Source organism: Nocardia huaxiensis (assembly GCF_013744875.1).
Taxonomy (GTDB): Bacteria; Actinomycetota; Actinomycetes; order Mycobacteriales; family Mycobacteriaceae; genus Nocardia; species Nocardia huaxiensis.
On the sequence record NZ_CP059399.1, the window covers coordinates 7,966,488 to 7,989,434 of the forward strand.

At 68.5% G+C, this 22,947-nt stretch carries 22 protein-coding genes; 12 read left to right on the top strand and 10 right to left on the bottom strand.

Annotated features, from left to right (window positions below; translation table 11 throughout):
* The first annotated feature begins 132 nt into the window (after window positions 1-132).
* Together H0264_RS36455 and H0264_RS36460 are read left to right on the top strand one after the other, a co-directional pair.
* Entirely contained in the window at window positions 133-921 is a 789-nt protein-coding gene (locus H0264_RS36455) for an SGNH/GDSL hydrolase family protein (protein WP_181581742.1), read from the top strand.
* A gap of 112 nt (window positions 922-1,033) precedes the next feature.
* Window positions 1,034-1,450, top strand: coding sequence for a hypothetical protein (locus H0264_RS36460; RefSeq protein ID WP_181581743.1), 417 nt, complete (start codon window positions 1,034-1,036; stop codon window positions 1,448-1,450).
* A 55-nt stretch (window positions 1,451-1,505) separates the two neighbouring features.
* On the opposite strand, the gene H0264_RS36465 is transcribed toward H0264_RS36460, so the two are convergent.
* On the bottom strand, window positions 1,506-1,970 hold the full coding sequence (locus H0264_RS36465; RefSeq protein ID WP_181581744.1) for a PaaI family thioesterase: 465 nt from the start codon (window positions 1,968-1,970) through the stop codon (window positions 1,506-1,508).
* 131 nt (window positions 1,971-2,101) lie between these two features.
* Here H0264_RS36465 and H0264_RS36470 point away from each other — a divergent pair, with 131 nt between their 5' ends.
* Window positions 2,102-2,743: a GntR family transcriptional regulator gene (locus H0264_RS36470; protein WP_244976057.1), complete on the top strand. Its 642-nt coding sequence runs from the start codon at window positions 2,102-2,104 to the stop codon at window positions 2,741-2,743.
* Entirely contained in the window at window positions 2,743-3,999 is a 1,257-nt protein-coding gene (locus H0264_RS36475; protein WP_181581746.1) for an MFS transporter, read from the top strand. The genes H0264_RS36470 and H0264_RS36475 overlap by 1 nt, the downstream gene beginning before the upstream one ends.
* On the opposite strand, the gene H0264_RS36480 is transcribed toward H0264_RS36475, so the two are convergent.
* Complete coding sequence (locus tag H0264_RS36480; RefSeq protein WP_181581747.1) at window positions 3,973-4,680, bottom strand: dienelactone hydrolase family protein; 708 nt, start codon at window positions 4,678-4,680, stop codon at window positions 3,973-3,975. The genes H0264_RS36475 and H0264_RS36480 overlap by 27 nt on opposite strands.
* 122 nt (window positions 4,681-4,802) lie before the next feature.
* Between H0264_RS36480 and H0264_RS36485 the strand changes: the two genes are divergently transcribed.
* The 3 genes from H0264_RS36485 to H0264_RS36495 all read left to right on the top strand — a co-directional run bounded on the left by H0264_RS36485 (window position 4,803) and on the right by H0264_RS36495 (window position 6,881).
* Window positions 4,803-5,795: an LLM class F420-dependent oxidoreductase gene (locus H0264_RS36485; RefSeq protein ID WP_181581748.1), complete on the top strand. Its 993-nt coding sequence runs from the start codon at window positions 4,803-4,805 to the stop codon at window positions 5,793-5,795.
* An 82-nt stretch (window positions 5,796-5,877) separates the two neighbouring features.
* Entirely contained in the window at window positions 5,878-6,372 is a 495-nt protein-coding gene (locus H0264_RS36490; protein ID WP_231084285.1) for a DUF3558 domain-containing protein, read from the top strand.
* Between the two features lie 8 nt (window positions 6,373-6,380).
* The gene (locus tag H0264_RS36495; RefSeq protein ID WP_231084284.1) at window positions 6,381-6,881 is read left to right on the top strand and encodes a DUF3558 domain-containing protein; all 501 of its coding nucleotides are present in this window, start codon (window positions 6,381-6,383) and stop codon (window positions 6,879-6,881) included.
* Between the two features lie 12 nt (window positions 6,882-6,893).
* Here the strand turns inward: H0264_RS36495 and H0264_RS36500 are convergent, their stop codons facing one another.
* From H0264_RS36500 to H0264_RS36520, 5 genes are read right to left on the bottom strand one after another with little or no spacing between them, the layout of a single operon-like run.
* On the bottom strand, window positions 6,894-8,396 hold the full coding sequence (locus H0264_RS36500; protein ID WP_181581750.1) for a YfcC family protein: 1,503 nt from the start codon (window positions 8,394-8,396) through the stop codon (window positions 6,894-6,896).
* The gene (locus tag H0264_RS36505) at window positions 8,393-9,742 is read right to left on the bottom strand and encodes a M20/M25/M40 family metallo-hydrolase (protein ID WP_181581751.1); all 1,350 of its coding nucleotides are present in this window, start codon (window positions 9,740-9,742) and stop codon (window positions 8,393-8,395) included. Before H0264_RS36505 ends, H0264_RS36500 begins: the two co-directional genes overlap by 4 nt.
* Before the next feature lie 52 nt (window positions 9,743-9,794).
* Entirely contained in the window at window positions 9,795-10,883 is a 1,089-nt protein-coding gene (locus H0264_RS36510) for a hypothetical protein (protein ID WP_181581752.1), read from the bottom strand.
* A 43-nt stretch (window positions 10,884-10,926) separates the two neighbouring features.
* Entirely contained in the window at window positions 10,927-12,354 is a 1,428-nt protein-coding gene (locus tag H0264_RS36515; RefSeq protein WP_181581753.1) for an aminotransferase class I/II-fold pyridoxal phosphate-dependent enzyme, read from the bottom strand.
* A complete protein-coding gene (locus H0264_RS36520) occupies window positions 12,351-13,364 on the bottom strand; it encodes a helix-turn-helix domain-containing protein (protein WP_181581754.1) in 1,014 nt (337 codons plus the stop codon). The genes H0264_RS36515 and H0264_RS36520 overlap by 4 nt, the downstream gene beginning before the upstream one ends.
* Window positions 13,365-13,758: 394 nt before the next feature.
* Between H0264_RS36520 and H0264_RS36525 the strand changes: the two genes are divergently transcribed.
* Both H0264_RS36525 and H0264_RS36530 read left to right on the top strand, forming a co-directional pair.
* Entirely contained in the window at window positions 13,759-14,172 is a 414-nt protein-coding gene (locus tag H0264_RS36525; RefSeq protein ID WP_181581755.1) for a hypothetical protein, read from the top strand.
* A 10-nt stretch (window positions 14,173-14,182) separates the two neighbouring features.
* Window positions 14,183-14,650, top strand: a complete 468-nt coding sequence (locus H0264_RS36530; RefSeq protein ID WP_181581756.1) for a hypothetical protein — start codon at window positions 14,183-14,185, stop codon at window positions 14,648-14,650.
* An 18-nt stretch (window positions 14,651-14,668) separates the two neighbouring features.
* Here the strand turns inward: H0264_RS36530 and H0264_RS36535 are convergent, their stop codons facing one another.
* Window positions 14,669-16,027 (bottom strand): ROK family transcriptional regulator, encoded by a 1,359-nt coding sequence (locus tag H0264_RS36535; RefSeq protein ID WP_220139913.1) that lies wholly within the window; start codon window positions 16,025-16,027, stop codon window positions 14,669-14,671.
* Between the two features lie 68 nt (window positions 16,028-16,095).
* On the opposite strand from H0264_RS36535, the gene H0264_RS36540 reads away from it, so the two are divergent.
* Both H0264_RS36540 and H0264_RS36545 read left to right on the top strand, forming a co-directional pair.
* Window positions 16,096-17,514: a carboxylesterase/lipase family protein gene (locus H0264_RS36540; RefSeq protein ID WP_181581757.1), complete on the top strand. Its 1,419-nt coding sequence runs from the start codon at window positions 16,096-16,098 to the stop codon at window positions 17,512-17,514.
* A 70-nt stretch (window positions 17,515-17,584) separates the two neighbouring features.
* Window positions 17,585-18,307 (top strand): S1 family peptidase, encoded by a 723-nt coding sequence (locus tag H0264_RS36545; RefSeq protein ID WP_231084280.1) that lies wholly within the window; start codon window positions 17,585-17,587, stop codon window positions 18,305-18,307.
* Between the two features lie 8 nt (window positions 18,308-18,315).
* Here the strand turns inward: H0264_RS36545 and H0264_RS36550 are convergent, their stop codons facing one another.
* Window positions 18,316-18,990: a GNAT family N-acetyltransferase gene (locus H0264_RS36550; RefSeq protein ID WP_181581758.1), complete on the bottom strand. Its 675-nt coding sequence runs from the start codon at window positions 18,988-18,990 to the stop codon at window positions 18,316-18,318.
* A 4-nt stretch (window positions 18,991-18,994) separates the two neighbouring features.
* Window positions 18,995-20,515, bottom strand: coding sequence for an HAL/PAL/TAL family ammonia-lyase (locus H0264_RS36555; protein ID WP_181581759.1), 1,521 nt, complete (start codon window positions 20,513-20,515; stop codon window positions 18,995-18,997).
* A gap of 120 nt (window positions 20,516-20,635) precedes the next feature.
* On the opposite strand from H0264_RS36555, the gene H0264_RS36560 reads away from it, so the two are divergent.
* The gene (locus tag H0264_RS36560; protein ID WP_244976316.1) at window positions 20,636-22,915 is read left to right on the top strand and encodes an Rv1355c family protein; all 2,280 of its coding nucleotides are present in this window, start codon (window positions 20,636-20,638) and stop codon (window positions 22,913-22,915) included.
* Window positions 22,916-22,947: the final 32 nt, after the last annotated feature.

Here is a 22,947-nt window from a genome sequence, read left to right on the forward strand (position 1 = left end):
CCGCTCGTCGAGGGAAAATTCAGCCTTACCCGCCGGAGCGTCCCGAGACCGGGACGCTCCAGAGAACCAGCCAGCTGGGACGGTGCTGTGACAAACCGAGCTGTGACAAACCGAGCCGTGACAACCCGATACGTGACAACCCGATACGTGCGATACGTCGCCCTGGGCGACAGTCAGACCGAAGGCGTCGGCGACGGCGACGATCTCACCGGCCTGCGCGGCTGGGCGGATCGGCTCGCCGAGCGGCTGGCCCGGGTCGAGCCCGGCCTGGAGTACGCGAATCTGGCGGTGCGCGGCAAGACCGCTCGGCAGGTCCGCGCCCAGCAGCTGGACGCGGCGCTGGCGCTGCGGCCCGATCTGGCGACCGTGGTCGCGGGCATGAACGATCTGCTGCGCCCGCGCTACGCGGTCGACGAGGTGATCGAGCAGGTGGAGGCCATGTTCGCGGCGCTCACCGGGCAGGGCGCGGCAGTGGCGACGCTGACGTTTCCCGATGTCGCCCAGGTCATTCCGATCACGCGGCCGATTCGCGGGCGAATCGTCGCGTTCAACGATCGGGTGCGGAAGCTGGCCGAACGGTACGGGGTGATCGTCGCCGAGGTCGGTCCGCAGCCGCTGGTCGCCGATCCGCGGCTGTGGAGCCGGGATCGACTGCACTGTTCGCCGCTGGGGCACGAGCGCATTGCCGACGCCTTCGCGTATTCGCTGGGCCTGCCGGGCAGCAACGAGACCTGGACGCTGCCGCTGACGCCCGCGCTGCCCGCGCGCGGCCTGTTCGATTCGATGCTCGCCGAGGCCGATTGGGTGGCCACCGCGCTGGTGCCGTGGGCGATCCATCGATTGCAGGGCCGGTCCTCCGGCGACTGGCGGGTGCCGAAACGCCCGAATCCGCTTCCGGTGCAGAGCTTCGTCGCCGGGTGAGGCCGCGAATCCCTCCGGTCGCGGGGTGTCGCGCGGGCGGATAGTCGCTGGTAGCGGCATGATCTTCGACGATCTTGCCCACTGCTGTGACTCATCGAGAGGGGTTCTGCCCATGCACGATGGTTCGACACCGCACGACGGTTCGACGCGCATCATTCGCCGGGTCGTCCTGGCCACCGCCGTCCTGGGACTGTGCGGCGCGATTTCCGCGCCCGCCGCCCTGGCCGAGAATTCCCAGCGGATCGTGCTGGACTACTCGAAAGGCAAGTGCAGCAAGACGACTCTGCTGGCGCGCTCCGGCGTCCCCACCACGCTGGAGATCACCACCTCGTCGAACTTCACCGACGACTCGAATTTCGATATGCCCTCGGCGGGGCGGCGCGCGCCGCTGCCGGACACGTATCAGCCGGTGACCACCAAGGTGGATCTCGGCGTGCCGGGGCCGGGTGTGCACCGGTTCAAGGTGACCGGGTCGGCTTGGCCGGGCAGCGTCGGCACCGGATGCGAGGGTGTGCTGCTGATCGCCTGATCGGAGAGGCCCGGCAGGTGACGGGCCTCCCCTTTTCGCGTCTGCTTACAGCGCGCTACTTGCCGTGCGCGCGCAGCTGGTACAGGCCCTCGGTCTCGGCGACGACCACGCCGTTCTCGTCCTTGACGACGGCCTTCAGCGTGAAGTCCGCCTTGCCCTTGATGTCCGCTTCCTCGGTGATGCGGGCGATCTCCTCCGCGGTGAGTTCCGCCTCTGCGGTCACTGCGGTCTTGGCGGGCTTGCGGAAGAAGATGTGCAGGTCTTTGACCAGCGGGTAGTACTTCGCGGCATCGAAGCTGGCGATGGCGATGCCGCCACCGAGGATCTCGGCCACGGTGAAGAGCACGCCGGCGTAGATGACGCCGAAGTGATTGCCGTTGCCTTCCAGCGGGACGCGCGCGGACGCGTATCCGGGCCGGACATCGACGGCTTCGACGCCCATCTTGTGCGCGATCGGAATGGTGTGTTCCAGAGCGCTGTTCACGATCGCGCTCAACGGCGGGGTGGCGTCGTTCGCCATGCGGACCTCCTCGTCCAACTTACTGACAACACGCCAATAGTGTCATGGGCGGCCGCGGGCGTCGACAGCGCGGTAGTGAAACCAGCCACATCCCAGCAAATACACCGGTGACCAGCGCTAGTGTGCAACTTGTGTCTAAGACGTATTCATCTGCCGAGCGGGCCTATCGCGAGGTCAAGGAACGCATCCTGAGCGGGGAAATCCCCGGGGGCGAACTGATCAGCGAGGGCGAGATCGCCACCGCGCTCGGGGTGTCGCGGACGCCGGTGCGCGAGGCGTTCCTGCGGCTCGAGACCGAGGGGTGGATGAAGCTGTACCCGAAGCGCGGGGCGCTGGTGGTGCCGGTGCCCTCGCACGAGGCCGAGCACGTGACACAGGCGCGGTTCCTGGTCGAGACCGGAGCCGTGCGGGCGCTGGCCGAGACCGATCGCGCGGGGCTCATGACGCGGCTGCGGGCGCTGCTGGACAAGCAGCGCGCCCTCGCGGCCGCCGGGGACCTCGACGAATTCGCGGTGGTGGACGCCGATTTCCATCGCGAGTTCGCGATCGCGGCCGGAAACCCTTTGCTGGCAGGGTTCTACGACTCACTGCGGGAACGGCAGCGACGGATGAACAGCGACGCGCTGCGGCGGGGCGCGAAGGACACCGGACGCATTCTCGAACAGCACACCCGCCTGGCCGATCTCATCGAGGCCGGTGACAGCGACGGCTTCGCGGCCGCCCTGGTCGAGCATCTGACCGATGTGCACGGCATCGAATTGAGAGGACTGTGATGGCCGCGCTATCGGCTACGGCTTCCACGACCCCCGGCACAGCGCCCGCGAACAGGGCGGTGCGGCGGCCGGGCACGCACCCGCGCGCATGGTGGGGCGTCGCCGCGGCGATGGTCGCGATCGCCTGGGGCGGAAACGAATTCACGCCGCTGCTGGTGATGTACAAGCGAGACGGCCTGCCGGTCACCACCGTCGATCTGCTGCTGTTCGAGTATGTGCTCGGCATCGTGCCCGCGCTGGTGATCGGCGGACCGCTGTCGGACCGCTACGGCCGGCGGCCGCTCATGCGGCCCGCACCGGTGATCGCGGCGCTCGGCTCGCTGCTGCTGGCCTTCGGATCCGATTCCGTGGCAATGCTTTCCGCCGGTCGGGTGCTGTCCGGTATCGCGCTCGGTCTGGCCATGGCGGTGGGCAGCAGCTGGCTCAAGGAGCTGTCGCAGCCGCCGTACTCGGCTCAGACCGCGCCCGGCACCGGGGCACGCCGGTCCGCCATGTGCCTCACCGGCGGATTCGCGATCGGCGCCGGTATCGCCGGCGTGCTGGCACAGTGGGGGCCGTGGCCGGATTCGCTGGCCTACCTGATCAATGTGACCTTGTGCCTGCTGGCGGCGGCCTGGATGCTGGGCGCACCGGAAACCACCGTGCCGCAGCAGAATCCGGGGCGACTGCGGGATGACCTGAAAGTGCCCGCGGCGGGGCACCGCCGGTTTCTGATGGTGGCACTGCCCCTCGCGATCTGGCTGTTCACCTCCTCCGCGGCGGCGTACGCCATCATGCCGACGCTCATGATGCCGAAGGTGCACGGCGCGCCCATCGCGTTCTCGGCGCTCATCACGGTCATCACGCTGGGCTGCGGTTTCGGCATGCAGACGGTGGCGCGGCGGATCGACCGGCCCGGCACCGTGCGGATCGCGGCGCTCGGCGTGTTCCTGGTGATCTGCGGAATGGCTTTGGCCGCAGCCGCTTCCGCCACGCTGACGCTGTGGCTGACCATTGCCACCGCGATCGCGCTGGGCGCGGGCTTCGGCATCGGCCTGGTGGCCGGGCTGCTGGAGATCGAGCGCATTGCCCGGCCCGACGATCTGGCCGGACTGAACGCGGTGTTCTACGCGGTGGCGTATCTCGGGTTCGGGGTGCCCGCCGTGATGGCCACGCTGCACGACGGGCTCGGGCTCGGATATCCGGTCATGTTCGCGGCGCTGGCGGTCGCGGCGGCGGGCAGTCTGGCGTCAATCGCCCGGTGTGCCCGGGGATAGGTACTTGTCGAAGAAGGCGAAGATGCGCCGCCAGGCATCGCCGGCGGCCATCTCGTTGTAGCCGAGGCCGGTGACACGGATGAGGGCATCACCGGGTAGCTCGTTGGCGAAGGCATGCGTGACACCGGGATACACCTTGATGTCGTGGTCGACGCCGTATTCGGCGAGCACCTGCTCGAGGTGGTTCGCGCGGCCCACATTGATCGGGTCGAGCTTGGCGTAGGTGGCCACCACCGGGCAGGATCCGCGCAGCACGTCGGCGTAATTGCCACGGCCGGAAGGGTAGAAGGGCGCGGCGGCGTCGAATCCCCTGGGCGCCACCAGGAGTGCGAACCCGCCGCCCAGGCAGAATCCGACGACGGCGGTCTTGCCGGTGCAGTCCGGATCGGCCTCGAGCAGGCTCCGGGCCGCCAGGATGTCGCGGATGGCCGGGCCTTCGCGGTTGGTCATGAGGTCGCGCACCACGCCCGGGATGCACCGGATGCGGCCGCGCGCGAACAGGTTCGGGGCGATGGCCAGATAGCCCTGGTCGGCGATGCGGCGGGTGATGCGGCGGATGTCGGCGCCGACGCCGGAGATGTCGTGCAGCACCACCACTCCCGGCCACGGTCCGGGTCCGTCGGGTTTCTCCAGCCAGGCGTCGATCGGTCCGTCGGGAGCGGTCAGTTGGATCGTGCTCATCGTTGAGCCCTTCCGTCTCTGTGTGCAGCCCCACCGCTGCGGCGTCATCGTAACCTGTCTGGGACAATTCGCGCAGGTACGCTCGGATGGAATTCGACCGCGAGAGTTGGAAGGAGTCAGTGGTGCGCTTCGGCATCTTCATCCCCCAGGGCTGGCGGCTGGATCTGGTGGGCATCGAACCCGCCGCGCAGTGGGGTGTCATGCGCGATCTCGCGCAGCGCGCCGACGCCGGCGACGCGTGGGAATCGCTGTGGGTCTACGACCACTTCCACACCGTGCCGATCCCGACCGACGAGGCGACCCACGAGGCGTGGACGCTCATGTCCGCCTTCGCCGCGACCACGTCCCGCATTCGGCTGGGACAGATGTGCACGGCCATCAGCTACCGCAACCCGGCCTATCTGGCCAAGGTGGCGGCCACGGTCGACCTCGTCTCCGGCGGCCGCGTGGAGATGGGCATCGGCGCGGGCTGGTACGAACACGAATGGCGCGCTTACGGATACGGCTTCCCGCGCGCGGGCGAACGGCTGGCGCGACTCGACGAGGGCGTGCAGATCTTCAAGCAGGCGTGGACCACCGGCAAGGCCACGCTGGACGGGAAGCACTACCAGGTCGACGGGGCCATCGTGCGGCCGCTGCCATTGCAGGAGGGCGGGATTCCGATCTGGGTGGCGGGCGGCGGTGAGAAGGTCACGCTGCGGATCGCGGCGAAATACGCGCAGTACACCAACTTCTCCCCCGATCCCGAGGAGTTCACCCGCAAGTCCGATCTGCTGCGCGAGCACTGCGCGGAGGTGGGCACCGATTTCGAGGCCATCACGCGGTCGGCCAATTTCAATACCGTCGTCGGCGCGACCGCCGCGGAGGTGGAGGAGCGGCTGGCCGCCGTCGAGGCTCGGATCACGCCCTACCTCGGCGCGGACGCGGCCCGCACGCATGTGAAGGATATGTTCCGCAGCAGCCCGGCCGTGGGCACCCCGGAGCAGGTCATCGCGAACCTCACGCGACTGCGCGGGCTGGGGCTGGCCTACGGCATCTTCAACTTCCCCGAATCCGCCTACGACCTGACCGGGATCGAGCTCTTCGAGCGCGAGGTCATCCCCGCCCTTCGCTGACCTGCCGAACGGAGCGCGCCGTAGAATCTTGGGAGACTTCTGCGGCGCAACCGATTCGAGCCCGAAACGGGGGGATCTGGACGTGAAGAGGATTGTGCACGGTCTTGCCTTGGCGATCCTGCTCGCGCCGGCAGCCTGTGCCGCCGGGAACGATTCGGCAACCCCGACGACCACCCGCACACCGGTGGCCGAGTCCGGGGCCTTCCTGGGCGAGTGCGGCGGACTCACCGACGACGAGGTCCGGCAGATCACCGGATTCCGCACGCTGGTCCCCTTCGCCCGCAATGGCATCAAATGCCGGTGGGAATCCGATGGCGGCGAGCTGCGGGTCATGTTCACCTGGTATCGCGGCAGTCCCATCGAGCGCGAACGCACCGTAGCCAAGGTGTCGGGCAAGCGGATGGGAGAGCTGGAGATCAACGGGCACACCGGGTTCACCGCCGACGCCAGCGAGCTGTGCCAGGGGGCGGTACAGGACGGGGCCGACTTCTTCCACTGGCTGATCGCGGGGCCGAGCGCGGATTGCGCGGCGCTGCGGACCCTCGCGCGGCTGACGGTCGAACGGGCGGGGAAATGAGGGGGCCGGTGCGCGCGTTCGCGGCGGTGTTCGCGCTGAGCGTCCTCACCGGGTGTGCGGTCGACCTCCCGGGACGCAGCGAGACCAGGGGCGGTTCCCCCACGGCGGCAACACAATTCGATCGGCTGCTGCGGGAATGCGAGGCCGTCACCGAGACCCAGATCATGGAAGCCGTCGGCGGGGCGGGCTTTCCCGAATCGTATTTCCATGGGGCCGTGTGCATGTGGAAGGTTCCGGCCACCGGCGGGATGGTCGATGTCACCTTCGCCTGGTTCGAGAACGGCACCCTCGGCCACGAGCAGCAGACCGCGCGCGAGCTCGGCTACGAGATCACGCCCGTGACAGTCCAAGGCGCGACGGGCTTTTCGCAGCGGCGCCCGGGAACACCGGCCGCCTGCGGTCTGGCGGCCGCCTGGGACGGTGTGATCACCTGGTGGATCCAGGGCACCGCCGACCCCTGCGAAACCGCCCGCACGCTCATGGAACTCACGCTCGAGCGCAACGTCTGACGGGCGGGCCGATCAGCCGAGCCAGGCGCCCGCCGCCACGAAGGCACAGGTGAGCACGAGCAGGATGCCCATGAGCGGAACGACGAACCTGACATAGCGGTCGTAGCGAACCTTCGCCAGCGCGATGCCACCGGTGACCACCGCCGTGGTGGGGGTGATGAGATTGGCCCAGCCGGACGCGGACTGCCAGGCCGTAACCACCAGGGAGCGAGGCACATTCGCGAAATCGGCGAGGGGCGCCATGATCGGCATGGCGAGGGTGGCGTGGCCGGACGTGGAGGGGATGAGGAAGGCCAGCGGGATATTGACGAGGTAGACGGCCACCGCGAAGCCCGCGGACGAGGTGCCGGTGACCACGCCCTCCAGCGCGTGCAGGACCGTGCTGGTGATCTCGCTATTGTTCATGATCACCGTGACGCCGCGAGCCAGCACGATCACGAAACCCGCGCCGACGAAATCGCCGAAGCCCTTGCCGATGGCCTCGGACATGCGGCCCTCCCCCAAGCCGCCGACCATGCCGATGAGGATCGCGCCGAAGAGGAACAGGGCGGTGAGTTCCGGGAAATACCAACCCAATTCCCATTTGTAGGGCTGCGCGTCCGGCCCCTGGAGCACCTCGGACCAGGGGATGACGGCGAAGATCATGAAGGCGAAGGTGATCCCTACCAGCCAGAGGACCAGGGCTTGGCGACGGGAGAGCGGATCCGGTTCGTGGTCTTCGGCTTTCACCTCGCGGTCGCCGGGCTGCCAGCCCGAGAGGGAGCGGTTCGGGTCGGCTTTGACGCGGCGGGCGTACCAGAGGACATAGGCGACCGTGACCGCGGTGCAGACGACGAGCATGGCCACCCGCAGGACGATGCCGTTACCGATGGGGACATCGGCGGCGGAAGAGGCTGTGCCGGTGGCGAAAGGATTGACGGTGGAGCACATGACGCCGACACCCGCACCGAGAATGATCATGCCGACCGCGGTCATGCGGTCGTAGCCCAGTGCCAGGGTGAGCGGGACGAGCAGGGCGTAGAAGCCCAGCGTTTCCTCCGCGAAGCCCTCGATGGTGCCCGCAGTGGCGAACACGGCCATGATGCCGACGATCAGCAGGGCCGAACGGTCGCGCAGTTTGTAGGCCAGCCGGCCGATGCCGGTGTCCAGAGCGCCGGTCGCGAAGGCCACGGTGATGAACGCACCGACCGCCAGCACGAAGAGGAAAACCGCTGCGGCGCCGTACAAATGGCCGGTCAGGTCGGGGCCCACCTGCCCCTTGTCGTCCTGCACGCCGTAGAGGCCATTGATCGGGGCGAGGAACAGATCGCGTACGCGCTCACCGAAACTCTGGGTCTCGTCGAGACGGTGATAGGAGCCGGCGATGGGGCGGCCCTCGGCGTCGGTGTCGTAGCGGCCGGGCGGAATGACGAAGGCGGCCAGCCACACCAGCAGGGTGACGCCGAACAGGATCGTGTAGGTGGACGGAAAGTTCCACTTCCGGCGCTGTGCCGGCAGCGCGTCAGCGTCGGTCACTTGCGCATCCTGTCCGCGAAGAGTTGGAAGAATTCGGCTTCGGCGAGGGCGGTGGCGGCCAGTTCACTCACCAGCACGCGCTCGTTGTAGCCGTGGATATTGGCCTTGCCGTCCTCGGCGCCGAGCATGAGGACCTCGGCGCCCGGATTCGCCTGCGCCATGGCATTGGTCAGCGGGATGGAGCCGCCCATGGCGGAGTCCACCACGTCCGCGCCCCACGCCTTGGCCATGGCCTCGCGCATGGCCGCGTAGGCGGGCCCGCTGGTGCCGGCCGCGAATCCGGAACCGACATCGCCGCCGGTGACGGTCAGCTCGATGCCGAAGGGCTTGACCTTGCGCAGATGGTCGATGACGGCCTGCTGGCCCTCGGCCGGGTCCTGCTCCGGGTGCACGCGGACGTTCAGGTAGGCGCGCGCGTACGGAACCACCGCGGACGCAGCGGTTTTCACCGGCGGGGCGTCCAGGCCAATGATCGTGATGGCGGGGCCGTACCAGATGCGTTCGCCGATGGGGCCGCTGCCCAGCAGGGGCATTCCCGGTTCCATGCCGGTGATTTCGGCGAACTCTTCGTCGGTGTAGTTGGCGCCGGACCATTTGTCGCGGCGCAAACCCTGAACTGCCACATCGCCTTTGGCGTCGTGCAGGGTGGCCAGGCCCGCCATGAGGGCGAGCAGGGCGTCGGGGGCCGCGCCGCCGAACTGGCCGGAGTGCACGGGGGCGGCGAGGGTGCGGACCTCGACGAAGACGTCGGCGACCCCGCGCAGGGCGGTGACCAGGGTCGGGGTGCCGGCGCGAATATTGCCGGCATCGCAGATGAGCAGGGCGTCGGCCTGGAAGAGGTCGGGTTGCTCGGCGGGGTAGTCGTCGAAGGCCGAGCCGTATTCCTCCTGGCCCTCGATGACGATGGTGATGCCGACCGGGGGTTTGCCGCCGTAGGCGCGCAGGGCGCCGATATGGGCCACCACATTGGCCTTGCAGTCGGCCGCGCCGCGGCCGTAGATGGCGCCGTCCTTCTCGGTCGCGGTGAAAGGCGGCGTGTTCCACAGACTCTCGTCGCCGGAGGGCTGGACGTCGTAGTGGCCGTACAGCAGGACGGTCGGCGCGCCTTCCGGAGCGGGGATTCGCCCGTAGATGACAGGGGCGGTATCGGGTAGCCGCAAGACCTGAAGGTCTTCGACGCCGGATTTGCGCAACTCATCAGCAACAAGATCGTGCGCGCGCTGGACATTCTCCTTCGGATAGTCCGGGAACGCGATAGAGGGAATTGCGACAAGCTGCTCGAGCAGGACTTTCAGCTCAGGCAACAAGCCGTCGACAGTGCCACGCAGGTCCGGACGCAGAGACATAGCCCCATCGAACCACTCCCCACCCGCAAATCAGCGAATCTCCAGCGATCGTTTATTCAACAGACACTGACAGCGACCGCAGAATGACCGCGGCGGTCGCGGCCCCATACGCCAGACTCGCCGCACGCGGCCGAGCAGCCGGATAATTCGACCGATGCGTGACGACCACCCCGTGCCCCCAGGCGACCGTGGCATTCGCGACCGTGGCAACGGTATTGCCGCCCGCCTTGGCGGTCAGATCCACGACCACGGCCCCGGCCGCCAGCGCCCCCAGCCCGGCCGCATCGAGCAGCACGGGAGCCCGCCTCCCCCGCCCGGCGGCGCAGACGACCAGGTCAGGGGCGATATCAGCAATAGTCTCCGCCAGCGCGGCAGGACCGGGATTCACCAGGAACCCACCGGCCCCCAGAGCCCGCGCCACCGCCTCCTGCTCGGCCCGATTGCCGATCACGACCGGCGGCTCATCACCGGCCGCGACCGCAGCCGCCACGGCCGCGCGCCCGGCCTGCCCGCAGCCCAGCACAAGCGGCCGAACGCGCCCCGCCCGCACCTGCGCCGCGAGCAGCGCACGCCCTTCGCCGTACGCGACCTCCCCCGCGATCCGGCTCATGGCCGAAAGCGGATCCCAGCCCGCCCCGACCCCACCATTCGACAGCCCCACGTGCAGTGCCGATCTCACGCGTGGCTTGCCCAATTGGAGGCCGATGCACGGTAGGTCATCCGCCACGCTTGCGCGCTCTCGGCAAAGATCCGCACTCGCGGACACACTGCCGGTCGGAAACAGCTCGAAGGCAATCGATTCCACCCCGCGCTCACGCAACCGGGCGATTCGATCCGCGCGATATACGGGATCCTGGAAGCCGTACAGCACCTGACCAGGACGTAGCGGCATCGAATTCAGTTCGTAAGCAGGCGGTTTCACCCAGGCGATGACATCGGCGGCCGTGTAGACCGCCGGCGCGTCCGGGACGATTCGCGCGCCCGCGTTCCGGTAAGCGGCGTCCGTGAAGTCCGCGTGGTGACCTGCGCCCGTTTCGACTACCGCGCTGAGACCTTGTGCTGCAAGGTTTTCGACGTCGGCCGGGGTCAGGGCGACGCGGCGTTCGCCCGTGGCCGTCTCGCGGGGCAGCCCGACGATCACGTGGACTGTCCCGGAGTTGAGATCGCTTGGTTCGGAGGCATTTTCATGAGCCCACCCTCGCCAATTCTGGAATGGCGCGCTCCAGCAGGGCATTCGGGTAGGTCATGCCGGAGCGGAGGCGGGTCAGAAGGTGGTCGAGGCGGTCGAACAGTTCGGCGAGGAGGTGGGGTTGTTCCTGGCCGGCTGCCATGCGGGGGGCGACCACGTTGAAGCGGAGCGCCAGGCGGGGGGAGCCGGTGCGGTCGAGACCCACCGTGTCGATACCCGCAACCGTCAGGAGGAGGTCCTCGAGTTCGGAGCCGGTATGGACGTCCGCCTGCTCCATGAGGTCGGCGTCGAACTCGACGGTGAGGAACATGCCGTCCGAACTGCCAAGGGGACGAAGGAGTTTCGCGCCGTGTCGGATGTTGACGGCCTCGAGTAGGGAGAGGGCTGTCGCCATCCGGTCGCGCAGGAGGAGGCGGTTGCTCACCAGGTAGCCGTCGGAGGTGTGTTCCAGGACGGCACGGACGAGGTGAGTCGTCTCGCGTTGGAAGGCGACGCGCAGGCGGTCTCGGACGGTGTCCAGCCAGACGGCGTTTCCGGTAGTGGCGGCACCGAGCTTACAGGGACCGAATGCGTTGTACGCCTTCGAGTTACCGGTGATCGTCAGCACGCGATCGTGGAGGCGGACAGGGCCGTGCTCGGTGGGTACGGTGATGGCCGCCATGGGGATGTGGTTTTCCACCAGGAGGTCGAACGACATATCGCAGATGACCGGGACGTCCGCCTCGACCAGCACTCGGCCGATCTCGGTCAACTCGTCCACGGTGTAGTCGCCGACCACCGGATTGCCCGGCAGGGTCAGCATGACGCCGCACAGATTCCCTTGCCGCGCATGCTCTTCCAAACAGAGCCGGAGGGTCTTGGGATCGATCTTGAAGGTGTCGTCGGCGGTGGCGGGACTGGAGACCATGCGCAGGCCGTACTTGGCGACGTGGACGCTCGCGCTCTTGTAGTAGCCCTCCGGGCAGACCAGTACGCCGCCCGGTCGCGCGATCGTCGCGACCGCCTCCTCCAGCAGGACCGTGCTGGAGTACGGGCAGACGATGACTTCCTCCACCGGCACCCGCTCCCCCGCAAGCCCGGCGCCGGGTTCGGCGATGCGCCGAAACAGCGTGTCCACAGCCAGCTTTCGCAGTATCGGCGGTTGCCGCTTGTCGTAGAGCCGGCCGTCCCGGTACTCGTCGGGCAGTTCCCGCGAGGTGAGTTCCAGCCAGGCCGCGTTCAGTGCGGCGGTCGCGGCGGCGTCGATGGGCAGCCCGGTTTCCCCGTGATAGGCGTCGATGACGCCCGGGTAGATCCGGCCCTCGGTGCCGGGGAAGCTCGGCTCCGGTCCGAGGAATCCGCGTGCGAGCTTCTTGCGCTCGTCCGAACGGTTCGCCAGGCGCACCGGGTCCGGCAGGCTCAGCAGCCCAGGACGGTCGGTCACCGGGGCGCGCCTTCGACAGGCGACTCCCCGGCCTGCACCCAGGCCCGCCGCAGCGCGGCTCGGAACTCGGTCCGGCAATCGTCCTGCGCGAGACTGCGATACCGCGCCAGGTCCGCGTGCGCGATGACCTCGTCGACCGCGATGGCCATGCCCGCGTTCGCGAGTTTGTAGAGCTGGTCGAATCGCCGGATCGCGAACTGGATGTCGTGCTTCAGCGACGAGAACCTGGTCACGATGCGCTCCCGGCGGGAGTAGGCGTATTCGCCCGTGGCGACGTAACTCTCGTCGACGACCAGCATGCTCTGCGCGTTCGGGGCCAGCTCGCGCGGGACCAGCACGGTCTCCACCCGATTGCGCGCCTGCTGCCAGAGCTTGTCCTCGTAGGGGAACACATCGTCGATACTGTCGATCACGTACAGCCTGCGCACCTCGACGCTGTCGGCGGCCAGCTGCAGGATCTTCTCGTGATAGTCCTCGCCCACATCGCCGCCGATGGTGCCCAGGTCGGCGGTGTGGATGGCGCGCACGGAATTCCGGGCGCGGCCGAGGACGGTGAGCCAGTCGTGGATGGTGTTCCACTCCCAGACCTGGGCGCTGCCCGAGGGGATCTGGGTGAGGACCTCTTCGGCGCGTTCGAGCTGGCGTTCGGCGATCTCGCGCAGCGGCTCGACGGTGTCGCGGGCGGAGGCCGCGTCGACGAGGCTCTGGGCAATGACGAGGACGCGTTCGACTACGGCAGGGTCCTTGCCGAGCAGGATATTGAAGCGCATGCGCAGATCGCTGCCGGCGTCGCCCGCTTCCTGACCGGTGAGCAGTTGCTCGCCGAGGGCGGAGCTGAGGCGTTCGCGGAGGGCGAGAGGCGGTATGCGCTTGCCGTTTTCGATCTGCTGGACGAGGCTGCGGGAGACGCCTACCAGGTCTGCCAGCTCCTGCTGGGTGAGGTCGCGATCCTTGCGGAGTTTGCGGACGCGCTCACCGACGGGCTCGGCGTCCGGCGTCGAGCGAGACATAGTGCGTCTCCCCTCTCGGTTCTGCAGTAGTACGACCACAACGTGTCATGCGGCACCCATACTAAGCACGATGTGTCAAGCATGCCAGGGCACTGGAAAAGGTTTTCTGATTGTGGTCGGCGCGGCGCTGAATCGCTTGTCCGATAGGAGAAAAGCTCCCGCCTCGCACGTTTCATCCGGCTTCTTCGGCACGCTCCGCTGCGTGAATCCCCACCGGGCGTGCCCTGATTCGAGCACATCGACGATATCGAGTGGATATCTAGCTACATCAAATGCTTTGTGATTATTTTGATAGCGCTGTCACGCACAAGATCTCGATGGTTATCACGAGTGGCATTGCCTAGCATTGATGTCACAGCCATCACGTGTGGCCCGGCCTTCAGGAGGTACTCCCATGGCCCTGTTCATTACTCCGTGGTCCATCACCAGCGATGTGACACCCGAGATCTGCACCTGTGCACCGGTTTCCGGCGACTTCTGGGTTTCCAGCTGGCTGTCCGATCGCATTCTCACCCTCGATCAGGCGATCAGCGCGATGACGCTGGACGAGATCCTGAGCGACCCCGACCCCGTGGATGGGGATACGGCCCTGGAACTCGCCGGGTTCAGGGCCGCCGAACTCGGGCTCACCCTCGCGGAAGTCGTTGTGCGACTGGCCGTCCGGGTGGCCCAGCGCGACGAGTATCTCGCGCACCGGCCTTCAGGAATATCGAGAACAGGGAGGTCTCGTGTATTCACACATACCTGCGGTGCCACTGCCGACCGCCGGCTATCGGCGGTCGAGCCTGATCGGGACTGTCACTGCTGACCCGGTACCCATGAAAATGCCGGTGCTGCAATCGTTCTGGTTTCTACTCGCGGCGGGGGCGCTGTTGTGCGAGGGGGCGCGGCCGCTCCCGCGCGCCGCCATGGCGGCGACGCTGGCCGGGATCACGGGGGTGGCCCTGCTGGTGCACATCATGACGCAGTCGCGGTTGCGGCCGCTGGCGCGGGTGGCGGCGGCCCTCGCGCCGGTGCGACTACGGACCGGGCTGCGCATCGGAGTCACCGATGATGCCGGGACGCAATGGGTTCTGCACTTCCTGCCGCTGTTCGGCAGTGATCTGCGGATAGGCGATCCGGCGTTCGCGGAGGGGCACCGGAACCGGCGCGGCGAGTTCCGGGCCATGACCGTCACCAATATCCGGACCGGCGGACGACATATCAGCCGCTGGGCCCTGTCCACGATCACAATGGCCACCTGCGCGGTGGTGATGGCGCTGGTGCTCCTCACTACCACAGGGTGAACCGGTGCCGGTCCGGCATCACCGGAGGGGACGGACCGGCATCGGGGGCACCACGGACGGGTCGGAAAGCACAGCGCGCCTGGCGAATTCGACGGCACCCGTGAGCATGGCATCGGGCCCCAGGACGGCCGGAACGATATCCAGCCGCATGGCCGGAGCCAGTGCTCGCCGCCCCGCCAGCGTCCGATCCATGCTCGGCAGCAGCCACGGAAACCACTGTGCGAGAGTCCCGCCCAGCACGATCTCGTCCACGTCCAGCAGCGCGGAGATCGACATCACCGCCGCCGCCAGCGCCCGTCCCGCGCGCTCCACCGCGGCGGCGGCTGCCTGCTCCCCCGTCTCGAGGGCGGCCACCAGGCGGCCGGATGCCGCCGAAACCCCTTCCCGCCGCGCCACTTCCCCGAGCCCGGCCGCCTCGAACACCGCCTCCGGGCCGGCGTAGCACACCAGGCATCCCCGTGCCCCGCACACGCACTCCGGCCCGTCCCATGCCACCGGCACATGCCCCGGCTCCCCGGCGATCCCGTGACTGCCCGCGTGAATTCGCCCATCCACCACGACCCCGCCACCGATCCCGGTCCCCGCCTCGATCAGCACCAGTCCGCGCCTCGGCCGCGGCCGCGCATGAAACTCCGCCAGCGCCGCCGCATTTCCGTCATTGATCACATCCACCGGACACCCCGGTCCGAGTCGCCCGGCAACCAACTCTCCCAGCCGCACCGGCTGCAACCACCCGAAATCCGCTGCCACCAATACGGTTTGGGCCGCATCGTCGCACACCGGCCCTGCCATGGCGATCACCACCCGCGCCAGTACCGCGTCCGACAGGACGCCCCCGTCATCCCGGCGCGCTTCTCGGCCGGCATCCGCTGACCAGGGCGCCGCCCCGCTCACCTGTGCTCGACGCACCTCGGCCGCGAGCGCATCCGCCATCGCTTCCGGGGTGCCTGGTGCGCAGTCGTGCCGAACCACGCCACGCCACAGCACCGCACCCGCGAGGTCGGCGACCACCGTGCGCAGTTCCTCGGAGGTGATCTGCACCGCGATGGACAGCGCCCGGCCCGGCACGAGTCGCAGCGGCCGCCCGGGTCGCCCACGCCCGCCGCCGCGCTGGGCATCGTCCTCACAGACCAGCCCACGTTCGACCAGATCCGATGACAGCGCCGTGACCGACCCGTGTGCCAATCCGGTCGCGGCGGCCACCTCGGTCCGAGCGCAGGGCCCATGCTCTGCGATATGCCGCAGCACCAGACCGAGATTGCGGCGACGCACGCCCGCCGCATCACCGGGACGATCCGGCGTCACAGCGCGATCCGGCGTCACAGCGCGATCCGGCGCCGCAGCACCGGCTGCGCGGGGACTTGGTTTGCTGGCCACGGGTTCGAGACTATGCTGGCGATCAATTTTTTCAACTGTTGACGTAAATGTTTGATCTGAGGTTTGCCATGTCTGCTGGACAGATCGGTCGCCGGACGCTGCTGCTCGGGGCGGGGGCGTTGGCGCTCGCCACCGCGTGTGCGCCGAGCCGGGCGACACCCACGCCGGAGACAGTGACGACTACCTTGGGGCCGGTGCGTGGGGTGCGGCGCGAGACCGGGTTCGCCTATCTGGGGATTCCGTATGCGCAGGCGCCGGTCGGGGAGTTGCGGTTCGCCGCACCGGCCGCGCCGGTGCGCTGGCAGGAGGCGCTGGACTGCACGGAGTACGGGCCGACCGCGCAGCGGAAGCCGTTGTCGGAGGTGACGGCGATTCCCGAGCCCACGATTCCGGGGGACGGCATCCTGAATCTCAATGTGTTCACGCCCGATCCGTCCAGGCGGGCGAAACTGCCGGTGCTGGTGTGGATTCACGGGGGTGGGTTCGTGGCCGGATGTTCGGCCAGCCCTTGGTACGACGGGGCGTCCTTCAATCGCGACGGGGTGGTCGTGGTGTCGATCGGGTACCGGCTCGGGGTGGAGGGGTTTCTGCACGTCGAGGGGGCGCCCGACAATCGCGCGGTGCTGGATTGGATCGCCGCGCTGACCTGGGTGCGGGACAATATCGAGGCGTTCGGCGGGGATCCGGACAGGGTGACCGTCGCCGGACAGTCGGCGGGTGGCGGTGCGGTGTGGGCGCTCATGGGGACACCTGCGGCGAAAGGGCTTTTCCGGGCGGGCATTTCGGCATCGGGGGCGTTGTCGCAGCCGAATGATCGGGCTACCGGACAGGCCGCGGCGGAATTCTTCACGCGGCGGACCGGGGTGCCCGCGACCGTGGCGGCACTGAAGGATATGGGGAGCATGCAGATTCAGGATCTGCAGGACAAGATGCGGGCGCAGGGGGTCGACAGTCTCACCATTTCGCCATTGGCACTGGCACCGTTCGCGGATGGGGAGCTCATCCCGCAGTCCAGTGCCGAACTGTCGAAATCCGGTGCGGCCATGGATATTCCACTGCTGGTCGGATTCACCCGCGACGAGTTCGGCGCCGCCCTGGGCCCGGGCGTCAGCGATCTGCTGCTGCGTGGGCCGTCGTACAGGGTGGCGGAATCGCATGCGGCGCGGGGCATTCCGACCTGGCTGTACGAGTTCAGCTGGGCCTCGACGGCCGCCGAGTACAGCGGGAGCTCCTTCCACTGCCTGGACGTGCCGTTCGCGTTCGATCTGCTGAACGCGCAGGGCGTCACGGCGGTGGCCGGCGCGAATCCACCGCAGGCGCTGGCCGACGCCATCCACCGGGCGTGGGTGTCGTTCGTCACCGATGGCGATCCGGGGTCGAACTGGCCGCGCTATAGCCTGGATACCCGGCAGACCATGATCTGGTCGGATCCGCCGAGTGTGGCAAACGACCCGTTCGCACCGCAGCGGCCGCTCTGGCTGGCCTGACCGCACGATGGCAAACTGAAGGCAAATATTTTCGATTCCGCAGAAGTCGATGCGAGACGGGTGGTGCTGGATGTTGGGATTCCGCCGGATGGCCGCGCGCGCCTCGGCGGTGGCCGCACTGGGATTGCTCGCCGCGAGCCCACTGCCCGCCGCTGCCGCGCCGGAGGAGGTGGCCGCCGCACCAGGGCGGGCCGAGCTGGGCGGCGGGTCGGGCATCGTGCTGGGATCACGCACCAAGTGCTCGCTGACCACCATCGGGTACGACGGTGCGGGCCGGCTGGTCGGATTCACCGCGGGGCACTGTGCGGAGGCGGGCACCCCGGTGCGGGGTGAACAGTTCCCCGAGGCCGGTGTGGTCGGGGTGGTGGTGACCGCCGACGAGCAACTCGATTACGGCGTCATCCAATTCGATCCGAATCTGGTCGTCCCCCTGCGCACCGTGGGCGGCACCACCATCGCGGGCATCAGCCCGGCGCCGGCGGCCTGGAACGTGGTGTGCCAGAACGGGCGCACCAGCGGGCATGCCTGTGGGGTCGTATGGTCCTCCAGCCCAATGGGATTCATGGAGCAGGCCTGCTCGAGCTACGGCGATTCCGGCGGCCCGGTGACAATCGGCGACCGGCTGGTGGGGCTGGTGTCCGGGCCGCTCATCAATGACACCACCGGTATTCGGTTCAGCTGCTCGGCCGCGGCCAATCCACTGCACACGCCGGTGATCGCCGTCGCCTTCGACGCGATCCGGGCGGCCGTCGATGCCGGGAAGGGCGTCGGGGCGGGGTTCCAGCCGGTCTGAACCCAGGCTCAGGGGCCGCGCGGGACCGGCTTTGCGAGTAGTGCGGTCAACCGGACGGTGAATTCGGCCGTGCGCGGCTCGCTCTCGGGCGGGACGCGATGGGGTTCACACACAATGATCCGCAGGTCGTCGGCATAGTGCGGGGCCGGGATGAGCGGGGCGTCGGCACAGCGATAGCCGAGTCGGAGGAAGACGTGCTCCTGGCCTTGGCGCACGCCCGCCGTACCCCAGATGACGCGACGGGACAGGACCCGGGCCAGGGCTGTCCCCGCCAGGAGCAGATCCGAGGCGAGGCCGTGACGTCGCCACTCCGGAGCGACGAGCAGACGGCCGCCCTCCAGGATGTCGGTGTCGGCACAGGCGAGTTCGGCGCACAGGCTGTCGGCGGTGGTCGCATCGAGTTCGCGAATTCGACTGCACGGCAAGGTTTCCAGCGGCGCGTACCGGCAGCAGCCGATGAGGTCGCCACCGCCCGGCGGACGCAGCAGCAGATGGTGGGCGACGAGATCGTGTGGATCGTCGTCGGTGAAGCTGCCGTCCGGCCGCCGGAAGTCCGGGCGCCGCCCCGCATCCCAGGCGATGCGGCCGCGGAATTCGCGCAGCTCACGCAGGCTCGCCGCGAATCCGGGTTCGGCGTCGAAATCATCACCGCACCAGAAGTACTCGAGAATCGGCGTGGTCATGGCTTCACTCCTCCGCAGGCTCGGGGCAGCACGCGAACAGGTCGTCCAGCAGATCCGCGGCCCGGCGGATATCCACATCGAGCGGACGGTCGGGATCAACCGGAGCGATCGCGGCGCACAGCTCCTCGCTCAGCGCAGCCCCCGCCTCGGAGCGCGGCGCCCGGCCGCCCAGATACCGGGCCTGCCGCAGGGCGAGCGCCAGCGACCCGTGCACCCAGCGCAATCTGCCCGCCTGCTCGTAGGCCGTGAGCGCGGCCTGCGTACCGAAAGGGACTATGTCCTGGTTGTTCTGGTTGGTGGGCAGGCTCTGCATGGCGGCGGGCACGGCGGCGCGGCGCATGGCGACCACGGTGGCGGTGGCCGCGATCTGCACGCCGGTGAGGCCGTGTTCGCGGCCCGGCGCGGCCGAAAGCGACGGCGGCAGACCGGTATTGCGGTGCGGGTCCATGAGCAGATCCAGTTGCCGCTCGGCCAGATTGGCCAGCTGGGTGAGGGCGCTGGAGAGCAGGTCCGCGGCGAAGGCGACGGGCTGCCCGAAGAAGTTGCCGCCGTGCACCACCTCGCCGGTGTCGGGGAAGAAGAGCGGATTGTCGCTCACACCATTGAGATCCGCGGTGACGACCGCGGTGGCATGGCGGACGGAGGTGAGCACGGCCCCTGCCAATTGCGGTACGCAGCGCAGGCTGTAGGGCTCCTGCAGCGGGCGCAGGCCCGAGGGGCGGGCCCCGGCCAGTCGGGTGCGCAGCAGCCGGGCCGCGTCGACCGCGCCCTGGTGGCCGGCGGCCCGGACAAGCGCCTCGGACGCGAATTCCGTTTCCACGCCCAGGATTTCGGCGAGCAGGGCGGTGAGCGCGAGACCGGCCGTCACCGATCGCGCGGCCCGGGCGCAGGCGAATCCGGCGGCCGCGCTGGTCAGTGCGGTGCCATTGACCAGGGCCAGGCCGTCACGACCGGCCAGCGTGAGTGGTGGGAGTCCCACGGCGGACAGCGCCTGCGCGGCGGGTAACCGAATACCGCCGTCGATGATTTCACCCCGGCCCATGAGCGCCCCGATGGCGTGGGCGAGCGGGACCAGGTCGCCGCTGGCGCCGACCGACCCGTATTCGGGGACGACGGGTGCGAGGCCGGTGGTCAGCACCTCGATCAGCGCCGTCACCACTTCAGGTGAAACGCCCGAATTTCCCTGTGCGAGGCTCCATACCCGCGCGAGCAACATGGCTCGCACCAATTCCGGGGCCAGCGGCGGCCCCTGTCCTACCGACAGGAAATCTACGAGTCCCTGGGAATGCCGGGTCATATCCGCGCCCGCGCTGAATCCGACCAGCGCCCCGTATCCCGTGGTGGCCCCGTAAATCGGCCTGCCCGAATGCAATAACTCGTCGACGAACTCCCGGCAATGTCCGATCCGCGCCAGCGCGGATTCGGATAGTTCCACCCGAATCGGACCGCGCGCGGCTTCCAGATCGCGCGCCGTCAATAGACCGGGAAACCGCAGTACACACGCCGAGACCGATGACACCGTCATGACCGTGGTCCCTCTCCCCCGAGCACCATTCACCGAATGTGTGAAAAGTCATCCGAACAGTGATCAACTAACTCGATCATAGCCAGTCACAGGGGATTCGGGTGTAGACCTTGAGAGATGATGGCCACGCAGATCACCGGAAATTCTGAATGGCAACCGGTTCAATTCGATTCCACATGCGAGGACGATCGTGCGGCGGTGGACGCCCTGCGCGCCGCGATTCCGACAATTCGCGTACACGACACAATAGCCGAACAATTGCGCGAACTCATGGCCGCGCGCGACCCCGCGATCGCCCGCGCGCCGGTGGAATGCGAGGCCCGCATCCGCGCCCACCTCGCCGGGAATCCGCCGGAGGAGTACGGCAACTGGATCTGGTATCCATGGGCCGGCGACCTCGTTCATATGTTGCCGGAGAACGAATTTCGCGAAGTTCGCACCGACCGCAATCGATACCTGATCACCGGGGCCGAGCAGCACCGGCTGGCGGGCATGCGCATCGGCGTGGTCGGGCTGTCGGTGGGCAAGGCGGCAGCGCTGACCTTCGCACAGGAAGGCATCGGCGGATCGTTCAAGCTCGCCGATTACGACCGGCTCGGCCTGTCCAATCTCAATCGGCTCTACGCCCGGATCGCCGACCTCGGGGTGGAGAAGTCCGTCATCGCGGCGCGGCACCTGGTCGAGATGGACCCGTATCTACGGATCGAACTGTGCCGCACCGGTATTCACTCCGATGAGGTCGACGAGTTCCTGCTCGGCGGCGGACGGCTGGACCTCGTGATCGAGGAGTGCGACGACCTGCACGTGAAGGTCCTGCTGCGGGAACGCGCTCGGCAGCACGGGATTCCGGTGCTCATGCAGACCAGCGACCGGGGCCTGCTCGATATCGAGCGCTTCGACCTCGACCCGGACCGGCCGATCCTGCACGGGCTGCTCGGCGACACCCGCGCCGCCGACCTGCAATGCCTCTCCGCGCCGGACAAGATCCCCTATGTCCTGGCCATTCTGAACGATCCGAGCCCCCGCGCGGCGGCATCGCTGCCCGAGGTCGGCCACACCATCGGCAGCTGGCCGCAGCTCGCCTCAGGGGTGACGCTCGGTGGCGCGGTGCTGGCGGACACCGCGCGGCGGATCCTGCTCGGCGAGCGGGTCGGATCCGGCCGGTACTACGTCGACGCCGCGCACCTCGTCGCCGATCAGCACCGCATGTATCGCGAACCCTGTTCTTCGGCAGTGGCTTTCAACACCGGCGAGCATCCCGACGATATTCTCGTGCTCCCGCCCGAACCCGCCGGAGACGGCCGTGTCACGGAGTCCGCCATCCGCTGGATGGCAGCCCTGGGCACCCTCGCCCCCTCGGCCCACAATGCCCAGCCCTGGCGCCTGGTCTGGCGGCGGGACGCCGAAACCCTGGAATGCCACCATGATCCGGCGCGCGAGCTGCCCAGCCTGGACTACGACCACACCGCGACGTGGGTCGCCTTCGGCGCGCTGCTCGAGAACATCGAGCTGGCGGCAACGCATCTGGGGCTGCGGGCCGAGCCGAGTTGTTGGCCGCTACCGGCCGATCAGGATCACGTCTGCACCATCGGCTTCCGCACCGGAGCGGCTGCACCGTCGGAGTCCAAAGCGCTGCGGCGGTGGAATCTGTACCCCTACATCACCACTCGCGCCACCAACCGCAGGCGCGGCAGCCATCGCCGCCTGGACGAGGATGTGGCGTCGGTGCTGAGCACCGTGTGCGCGGAGGCCGGGGGCCGTCTCCAATTACTGCACGCCCCAGCCGAACTGGCGGAGATCGGCGCGCTCATCGGTGCGGGCGACCGGCTCTGCCTGCTGAACCGGGACATGCACGCCGACCTGATCCACGGCTACCGGTGGACGCCGGCCGAGGCCCGCGCCCACCCGTACGGAATCGACCTGGCCACAGCCGAACTCACGCCCGGCGAGTACGCGGCCCTGCAGGTGCTGAGCCGCTGGCCGGTGGCCGAGCACCTCGCCGAGATCGGGGGCGGCCGGGCCCTGGAGGACCTGTCCCGAGAAGCGATCACCGGCGCGGCCGCGGTCGGCCTGCTCACCGTCCCCGGAACCGCCCGCGAGTCCTACCTGCACGGCGGCCGGGTCATGCAGCGCCTGTGGCTCACCGCCACCGCGGAAGGCATTGCGCTGCATCCGATGACGGCGCTGCCCTACCTGTTCGCCCGGCTGGAGCGCGGGGCGGGCGTGGGCCTGAGCGAGCCGGAGCGCGATCGGCTGGGCGAGCTGCGCGCCCGCTATAGCGCGCTGTTCGACACCGACGACGACGTGGCCGAGGTGCTGCTTTTCCGCCTCGCCTACGCCGATCAGCCGTCGGCGCGATCGGTGCGGCTGCCGCTGGATCAGGTCCTCACCTTCACCTGAACCGCTCGCGCCCCGTCACCGCGCGGACGACG